Origin of the sequence: Bacillus cereus group sp. N12 (assembly GCF_016483575.1) — a bacterium.
Classification (GTDB): domain Bacteria; phylum Bacillota; class Bacilli; order Bacillales; family Bacillaceae_G; genus Bacillus_A; species Bacillus_A toyonensis.
Map to the genome: position 1 here is coordinate 1 of NZ_JAEHBO010000133.1, position 8,200 is coordinate 8,200.

Sequence of the window (8,200 nt, forward strand, 5' to 3'; positions counted from 1 at the left end):
CTTCTGTACCATCCCAATGCCTCTACTCCATGAACCCATACAATAGAAGGATAAGAAAATTCTAAATCTTTTAACGTACTCATCATATCCTTATCAATAAAATGAATCAAAATTTTATCTGGTTTATAGTCCCTTATACAATCCAAAAGACAATTTCTATTTCCTTCAACTACATTAATACCATCAAAACTATATGTTCCATGTTTATCTTTATTTTTATCCATCACAAAGACCCGAACATCACAATCTCTATGTATATATTGTACAACTCGACGATGTATAAAAGCATTTCTATATAATTCGGTTTCTTTTGGATACATATTAGTAAGTACTAATAATCTCACTATCTTTTCAACTCTTTCTTTAATAATTTACATAAATTTTTTTTAGATTTATACCGCCATACCATCTAAAAATAAAAATAACAGAGTGCTTTATCTAGAATGAAAAGCACTCTGCAATTAAATGTTTTATATTTTATTAAATAAATATTATTTGATACATCCCTTTGTATCAATAACTACTTTCTCTTTCAATTGATCAAAGTCAATTGAACTAAAAACTTCATGATCAACTAATACTAAAATAATATCTGATTTAACTACAGCTTCTTCAGTTGAAAGAAGAGAAATTCCTTTTTCTTGAAGAGAAGCTGGTAATTCATTTACATGTGGCTCTACTGCAATAACTTCTCCTACACTAGATGCAGCTAAATGTTTAACAATTTCTAGGGCTGGGCTTTCACGTAAATCATCTATGTTTGCTTTAAATGCTAGTCCTAAACAAGCAATCACTGGATTTTTAAAGCGATTTGCTTTTTCTTTTACTTTTTCAACAACATACATTGGTTTATAATCATTTACATTTCTTGCAGTATGTATAAGTTTTGCTTCTTCAGGTGCAGCATCTACAATAAACCAAGGATCTACAGCAATACAATGTCCACCTACACCTGGACCAGGTTGTAAAATATTTACACGAGGGTGACGATTTGCTAAACGAATTAATTCCCAAACATTAATATTTAACTTATCACATATTAACGATAGTTCGTTTGCAAAGGCGATATTTACATCACGGAAAGAGTTCTCAGTCAACTTCGCCATCTCTGCTGTTCTTGCATTCGTATCAAGAATTTTTCCTTTTACAAATTGTTTATAAAACTCTACTGTACGCTTGGTAGATTCTTTATCCAATCCACCGATAATACGATCATTTTCTACTAGTTCCTTTAAGATATGCCCTGGTAATACACGTTCTGGACAATGCGACACATAAATTCTACCTTTTTCACTATGCATTTCCTCAGAAGTTGTTAAATCTAATCGCTCTTCTAAAATCCATTCCGCTACTTTTTCCGTTGTACCGATTGGGCTTGTAGATTCAAGAATAACAATATCCCCATTTTTTATAACAGGAGCGATTGTTTTTGCTGCAGCTTCTACATATGCTAAATCTGGTTTATGTTCATCTTTAAATGGCGTTGGTACTGCCAAAATGAAAATGTCAGCTTCTTCAGGCTGTAATGAGGCCTTCAACTTCCCGCTCTGTACAGCTGCTTTAACTAAAATATCTAAGTCTGGTTCATAAATATGTACTTTACCACTATTAATCATTTCAACTGCGTTTTCATTTACATCGACACCAAGCACTTGAAATCCTTTAGTTGCTAGTAAACTAGCAGTTGGTAACCCAATATATCCTAGACCCATTACACAAATCTTTTTATCCATTTTTCCAACCTCTTTTCTACGAGTTAGCTACTACTACTAAGATGCACCATTAGACTTAATCATAATTTGAATCGTTTTAAAAATAATTTTCAAATCATAGATTACACTTCGTTTGTTTATATATTCTAAATCTAGATCGACCATTTCTTTGAATCCGACACTATTTCTCTCTGTTACTTGCCAAAGCCCCGCACATCCTGGAGTAACAAGTAAACGCTGCCTATCATATGCTGTATATTCCTTTACTTCTCTGGGAAGTGGTGGACGTGGTCCTACTAAGCTCATTTCACCTTTTAATACATTTAATAATTGTGGTAGTTCATCAATACTTGTTTTTCGAATAAATTTCCCAATTCTTGTAACTCGAGGATCCTCTTTCATTTTAAACATCGCACCAGATACTTCATTATGTTTTAATAAATCCTTTAATTTCTCTTCTGCGTCTACAACCATTGAGCGAAACTTATACATATAAAATTCTTTTCCATTTTTTCCAATACGAATCTGTTTAAACAACACAGGTCCTTTCGGATCTTGATATTTAATTAACACTGCTACAATCAAAAAAACAGGAGATAATAAAATTAGTCCACATAACGCTCCAATAAAATCAATACAACGTTTAGCTACTAAATATCCTTTACTTGCATTTACTTTTTTCAAATCAAGCTCTATATTATTTTCCTTTTCCAATTCTCCGCTTGATACTTTTACCAAGTTCAATGCTCTCCCACCTCACCTTTATGCATGTATATTTTCTTTCTTTACAAGCTCATTCATATATTTCATCAATTCTTCTTTCAATTCTTCATGCTGAAGTGCCATCTCAATCGTTGTCTTAATAAATCCAAATTTCTCTCCAACATCATAACGGGTTCCTTCAAAGTCATAAGCAAACACTCGTTGAATTTCATTTAAACTTTGAATCGCATCTGTCAACTGAATTTCCCCACCTGCACCTGTTTGTTGGTTTTCAAGGAACATAAAAATTTCTGGTGTTAATACGTAACGACCCATAATCGCTAAATTTGATGGTGCTGTTCCTTGGGCTGGTTTTTCAACAAATTGACGTACTTGATAACGACGCTCGTTTTGTTCAACTGGATCGATAATACCGTAACGATGTGTTTCATTTTCAGGTACTGTTTGTACACCAATAACTGACGACTGTGTACTTTCATATTGATCCATTAATTGACGTAAACATGGTGTTTCTGCTTGTACAATATCATCACCAAGTAATACCGCAAATGGTTCATTTCCAATAAACTTACGTGCACACCATACTGCATGCCCAAGTCCTTTCGGTTCCTTTTGTCTTATGTAGTGGATGTTAATTCTTGAAGAAGCTTGTACCTTTTCAAGCATTTCATACTTTCCTTTTTCTAAAAGGTTTTGTTCTAGTTCGAATGAATGATCAAAATGATCTTCAATCGCGCGCTTTCCTTTTCCAGTAACAATAATAATATCTTCAATTCCTGATTCAATCGCTTCTTCTATTATGTATTGAATTGTCGGCTTATCAACGATCGGCAACATTTCCTTTGGCATCGCTTTCGTCGCTGGTAAAAATCTTGTCCCAAGACCAGCAGCTGGAATAATCGCTTTTCTTACCTTTTTCAATTTTAGTCCCCCATATCTTTTTATTTATATGTAACAATAACAAAAACCCTACCTATGGAGTTATAGTTATAACTCCATAGGTAGAGTTTCTATTATAAATAAAATATGGGCATCTAACCCAACCTCACGCCATACTCCCGACGACAAGCGTCTAAGGTAGGTTCGAAAATAAATTTTCTACCCACAGCACGACCGAGTGCCCCCATTGATAACGGTCAGGAGACATCACCTGTTCTTTATTAAAAAATACCGAACAATTTTTTACGACGGATTTGTTCTGGGTCTTCTTTATAAATCGCCTTCCCACTAATTAATAAATACGGATTTTCTTTCAAATCGCTCATAACACTCATTCCGAATTCTTTCTCAATTAATTCGTAGCTTTCCGCTAAATGAAATCCTCTTGACGTTGTGTTATGCGCATCAGAAGCAAGCATATGCGTTAAATTATGCTCCACAAGTTGTAGTGAAAACTTTTTAATTTTCTTTCCGAATTTCCCTAATAAACTACCTGCCGTCACTTGCGTTAATGTCCCTTTGCTTACAAGGTTATATAACTTATCAGGTCGCTCGATTAACTCGGCATTACGTTCTGGATGAACAATAATTGGAATCATTCCCTTAACACGTAAGTCGTATAATAATTGTTCAGCATAACGCGGTACGTGATTAGATGGAAATTCAATGAATATATATTTATTTGTTTCGTTTAAGGTAACGATTTTACCAGCTTCATAGTCTTCTAATAAATCACCATATAACCTGACCTCTTGCCCTGGTAAAATGGTAAGTGGAATATTATGTTGTTGTAGTTCATCATTTAGTTGTTTTACTTTATGAATAATGGAGGTACGTTCATTTATATATTTCCCATTTTGATGGTGCGGCGTTGCGACAATTGTATGTATTCCTTCTGCTACAGCTTGTTGTGCCATCGCTAAACTATCTGTTACGGTTTGTGCACCGTCATCGATGCCATGTAAAATGTGACAATGTAAATCAATCATTTATTTTATCCTCCCTCTTTCCTAGGAATCTCTTTTCCCTTGAATGTGAGATATCTCATATTCAAGGGAAAAAAGGAGATATGTTTCGACCATATCTCACTCTTTTAATTAGTTTGCACCGTAATAATAATATAAGCCTTCTTCACGTTCACGATCGTTCAGGACAACACCTAGCAGTTTACCTTTTGCCGATTCTAACAATCCTTTTGCTTTTACTGCTGTTTCTTTTTCTGTTGCTTCACTACGAACGACAAGAATAGAAGCATCACATACATTTGCCATAATTTGCGCATCTGTAACCGCTAAAATTGGTGGTAAATCAAAAATAACTAAATCGTACATGCTATACGCTTGTCCAAGAAGTTCTTTCATTGATTTCGAACCTAACAATTCTGCTGGATTTGGTGGGATTGGACCACATGCTAAAAAGCTTAGATTGTCTACAGATGTCGTTTGTACACATTTCTCTAAACGTTCACTATGTGTTAATACGTTCGTCAGTCCGAAAATATTATCTACTTGAAACATTTGGTGCATTGCTGGTTTACGCATATCTGCATCAATTAATAATACTTTCTTTCCTTGTTGTGCAAACACAACTGCCATATTAGCTGTCGTTGTCGTTTTCCCTTCACTTGGATTCGCAGACGTTACCATTAATGAATGTAAATTCGTATCAATAGCTGCAAATTCAATATTCGTTCGAATATTACGATATTGCTCTGAAATTGGAGATTTCGGTTGTTGATGAGCAATTAGTTGACGACGTTGGCGATGATTCTTTTTCTTTTTAAATAAATTAAGAGCCAATTGTTTGTCCCCTCACTTTTCTTGATGATGGTGCATGTGATTTCATGTTCAATGTTTCTTCATCCATACGAGCGACAATACCTAACACTGGTAATCCAAGTAAGTTTTCTACGTCTTCTTCCTTTTTCACTGTGTTATCTAAGTATTCTAGTAAGAATGCAAGACCAATTGCAGCCATTAAACCAATAACGAAAACGATTGCTACATTTAGCATTGGAAGTGGTTTAATTGGAGATAAATTTTCTGCAACTTCTGCTTTTGATAATACTGTTACATTATCAACACTCATAATCTTTGCAACTTCACTTTTAAAGACTTCTGCTGTTGTATTCGCAATATCACGAGCTAACTTTGGATCTTTATCTTGTGTAGTTACTGATACGACCTGCGAATCCTTTTCATTCGTTACTTCAATTTGCTTGTTTAATTCTTGCGTCGCTATATTTAAACCTAACTTCTCTTTCACTTGGTCCAAAATAACAGGACTTTTAATAATAACCTTATATGTATTGGTCAATTGAATATTTGTTTGCACTTCATTAAACTGAATCGCTGCCCCTTCTTGCTTCTTCTGATTAACAAGAATTTGCGTCGAAGATTGATAGATTGGTGTCATAAAGAAGAAGCTAATGATAGCACTTACAATGGCTGCACCAAATGCGATTACGAGGATCATTGCTAAACGTTTTTTTAAGATATGAAATAACTCTTTTAGATTAATTGTTTCTTCCATAAGTTCCTCCAACTTTCTAAAATTTACACATAGGAAAAATTATAACATATAAATCTTACATTTTTTATTTTTAATAATTCAGTTCTATATTTGTTCACAAGAAACAAGTTTAATCTTACAAAATAATCTTAAATATGACAACACATTCCAATCATTTCCCAAAAATTTTATCATATCATGTTTTTTAGAGTGTATAACTTGATAAATAATTTTCAGAAAACAATAAAAAGCCAACAAAATTTTTTGTTGGCTTTTTCATATTTTAGTAATAACCATATTGCTCTTTTTCTTCTCTTTTATCGTTCAAAACAACACCTAGTAGTTTTCCTGATGCTTTATCTAATATTTGTTTCGCTTTTACGATTTTATCTTTTTCTGTCTTTTCACTGCGTACAACGAGCACGATTCCATCGCATTTATTCGCGAGTATTTGTGCATCCGTAACCGCAAGGACAGGTGGTGTGTCGATTAAAATAATATCAAACATGCTATATGCTTCTAGCAACGCTTCGTCCATCGCCCGGCTTCCTAATAATTCTGCTGGGTTTGGCGGGATTGGACCTGCTGCCATTAAATATACGTTCTCTATATCTGTTTTTTGAATGCATTGCATAAGCTTTGCTTGGCCTGATAATAAGTTCGTTAACCCATTTGAACTATGAATGGCAAATAAGTTTTGTATCGTCGGCTTACGCAAGTCAGCTCCAATTAATAAAACTTTCTTTCCTTGTTGACCGAAAACAACTGCTAAGTTTGCGATTGTCGTTGTTTTCCCATCACCTGGATCTGCCGAGGTAACAATAATAGACCGAACATGATTATCTACAGATGTAAATTCAATGTTTGTACGAATGTTACGATATTGTTCTGTAATACGCGATTTAGGCTCTTTATGTGCAATTAATTGTCGTAATGGTTTTCTTTTCTTTCTCCCGAACATATTCATAATCTCCTTTTGTGAAATGCGACATTTCCCTTTTCTCTCTCTTATGCTCGATTTCATACGTCTAATTAATATTTTGTATTGCTAATTTCCCCACATCTCATCATAATCAATAACATTCTACTTTGTCTTATATAAGTGCCTTAACAATATGACAATGCCCTTACTTCTTCATTACCTTTATCACTTATCCAGTTTTCTAAATAAATGATAAAGTAAATTATATGGTAATTACCATCTATTTACAAGTAATTTTCTGATTAGTTTGTATATTATTGTTTTATCGTTATATAACATAAATAAAAAAATCCCCTTGTACGTTCACAAGGAGATTTTTTTATTTTTTCTCTATTCTTTTTTATCACCAATTGCAAATGTGATTTCAGCTTCACATGCAACTTCACCATCTACTGTCGCAATGGCTTTTCCTTTTCCAATCGGGCCACGTACACGTGTCATTTCAACTTCTAGGCGAAGTTGATCACCAGGGCGTACTTGTTTTTTGAAACGACAATTGTCGATACCTGCGAAGAAAGCAAGTCTTCCGCGGTTCTCTTCTTTCTTTAATACAGCAACCGCTCCGACTTGTGCTAACGCTTCTACAATAAGTACGCCAGGCATAACTGCATAGTCAGGGAAGTGTCCATTAAAGAATTCTTCGTTTGCAGATACATTTTTAATTCCAACCGCTCTTTTTCCTTCATCTACTTCTAATATTTTATCAACAAGTAAAAATGGATAGCGGTGAGGAATGATTTCTTTAATTTGTTCTATATTTAGCATGTAATGATCGCCCCTTTTGCAATATTGGTCTTACCACTTGGACATATTGTTATTATCCCATTTTGTTTATCGTTTGTCATTACAAAGTGAATTTTTATATTTAGTATACTTACTTCTCCATATAAAAAAATGCACACACTCTATTCCCTTAAAATAGTTGCACATTCCTGCAACTGACACGGAGGTAGAAAAGAGTGTATGCCCAGATTAGGGAAAGGCAATATGTATTGAAACATTATTTGCCTTAATGTCGTATTCGACTCATTATATTATAAACGTTTTCAAATAAGGAAATATTAAATTTAACCATATATATGAATATTTCACCTGTTTCCTTCGTTTTTCTTTATTTTTCTCTCATTTTCGCAAAAAAACGAAATAAAAAAATAGAAAAATAAAAAAGAACTAAGGTTTACACCTTAGTTCCTTCTACTTTATCCAGCTATTTTTGAAATAATAATCAGTTGGGTGCCCCACTGATGAAAGTTTCACTTTATTTCAAAGCACGACGTGGTAATTTGTCGATATTCTCTAACATAATACCTGTACCAACCGCAACACATTGCAT

The 8,200-nt window shown here is 33.9% G+C and carries 8 protein-coding genes and 1 pseudogene; all 9 read right to left on the minus strand.

The features are described from left to right. Positions 1 to 344 (minus strand): annotated as a pseudogene (locus JDS92_RS28740) (glycosyltransferase family 4 protein); the annotation flags it as partial. Between the two features lie 147 nt (positions 345 to 491). Beyond that, positions 492 to 1,733, minus strand: coding sequence for a UDP-N-acetyl-D-mannosamine dehydrogenase (gene wecC, locus JDS92_RS28745; protein WP_199632949.1), 1,242 nt, complete (start codon positions 1,731 to 1,733; stop codon positions 492 to 494). 36 nt (positions 1,734 to 1,769) lie between these two features. Then, positions 1,770 to 2,456: a sugar transferase gene (locus JDS92_RS28750; protein WP_199632950.1), complete on the minus strand. Its 687-nt coding sequence runs from the start codon at positions 2,454 to 2,456 to the stop codon at positions 1,770 to 1,772. An 18-nt stretch (positions 2,457 to 2,474) separates the two neighbouring features. Beyond that, complete coding sequence (gene galU / locus JDS92_RS28755) at positions 2,475 to 3,356, minus strand: UTP--glucose-1-phosphate uridylyltransferase GalU (RefSeq protein WP_199632951.1); 882 nt, start codon at positions 3,354 to 3,356, stop codon at positions 2,475 to 2,477. Positions 3,357 to 3,595: 239 nt separating this feature from the next. Further along, positions 3,596 to 4,363 (minus strand): tyrosine-protein phosphatase, encoded by a 768-nt coding sequence (locus tag JDS92_RS28760; RefSeq protein ID WP_199632952.1) that lies wholly within the window; start codon positions 4,361 to 4,363, stop codon positions 3,596 to 3,598. Positions 4,364 to 4,471: 108 nt separating this feature from the next. Continuing rightward, the gene (locus JDS92_RS28765) at positions 4,472 to 5,173 is read right to left on the minus strand and encodes a CpsD/CapB family tyrosine-protein kinase (RefSeq protein ID WP_001207153.1); all 702 of its coding nucleotides are present in this window, start codon (positions 5,171 to 5,173) and stop codon (positions 4,472 to 4,474) included. Then, the gene (locus tag JDS92_RS28770; protein ID WP_199632953.1) at positions 5,163 to 5,906 is read right to left on the minus strand and encodes a YveK family protein; all 744 of its coding nucleotides are present in this window, start codon (positions 5,904 to 5,906) and stop codon (positions 5,163 to 5,165) included. The genes JDS92_RS28765 and JDS92_RS28770 overlap by 11 nt, the downstream gene beginning before the upstream one ends. A 262-nt stretch (positions 5,907 to 6,168) precedes the next feature. Further along, a complete protein-coding gene (locus tag JDS92_RS28775; protein WP_141559863.1) occupies positions 6,169 to 6,846 on the minus strand; it encodes a CpsD/CapB family tyrosine-protein kinase in 678 nt (225 codons plus the stop codon). Between the two features lie 351 nt (positions 6,847 to 7,197). Continuing rightward, on the minus strand, positions 7,198 to 7,632 hold the full coding sequence (gene fabZ / locus JDS92_RS28780; protein ID WP_000931959.1) for a 3-hydroxyacyl-ACP dehydratase FabZ: 435 nt from the start codon (positions 7,630 to 7,632) through the stop codon (positions 7,198 to 7,200). Positions 7,633 to 8,200: the final 568 nt, after the last annotated feature.

Bases quoted from the DNA above. Each gene is read 5' to 3' on its own strand.
- wecC (WP_199632949.1), bottom strand. From the start codon at position 1,733: ATGGATAAAAAGATTTGTGTAATGGGTCTAGGATATATTGGGTTACCA.
- JDS92_RS28760 (WP_199632952.1), bottom strand. From the start codon at position 4,363: ATGATTGATTTACATTGTCACATTTTACATGGCATCGATGACGGTGCA.
- JDS92_RS28770 (WP_199632953.1), bottom strand. From the start codon at position 5,906: ATGGAAGAAACAATTAATCTAAAAGAGTTATTTCATATCTTAAAAAAA.
- JDS92_RS28775 (WP_141559863.1), bottom strand. From the start codon at position 6,846: ATGTTCGGGAGAAAGAAAAGAAAACCATTACGACAATTAATTGCACAT.
- fabZ (WP_000931959.1), bottom strand. From the start codon at position 7,632: ATGCTAAATATAGAACAAATTAAAGAAATCATTCCTCACCGCTATCCA.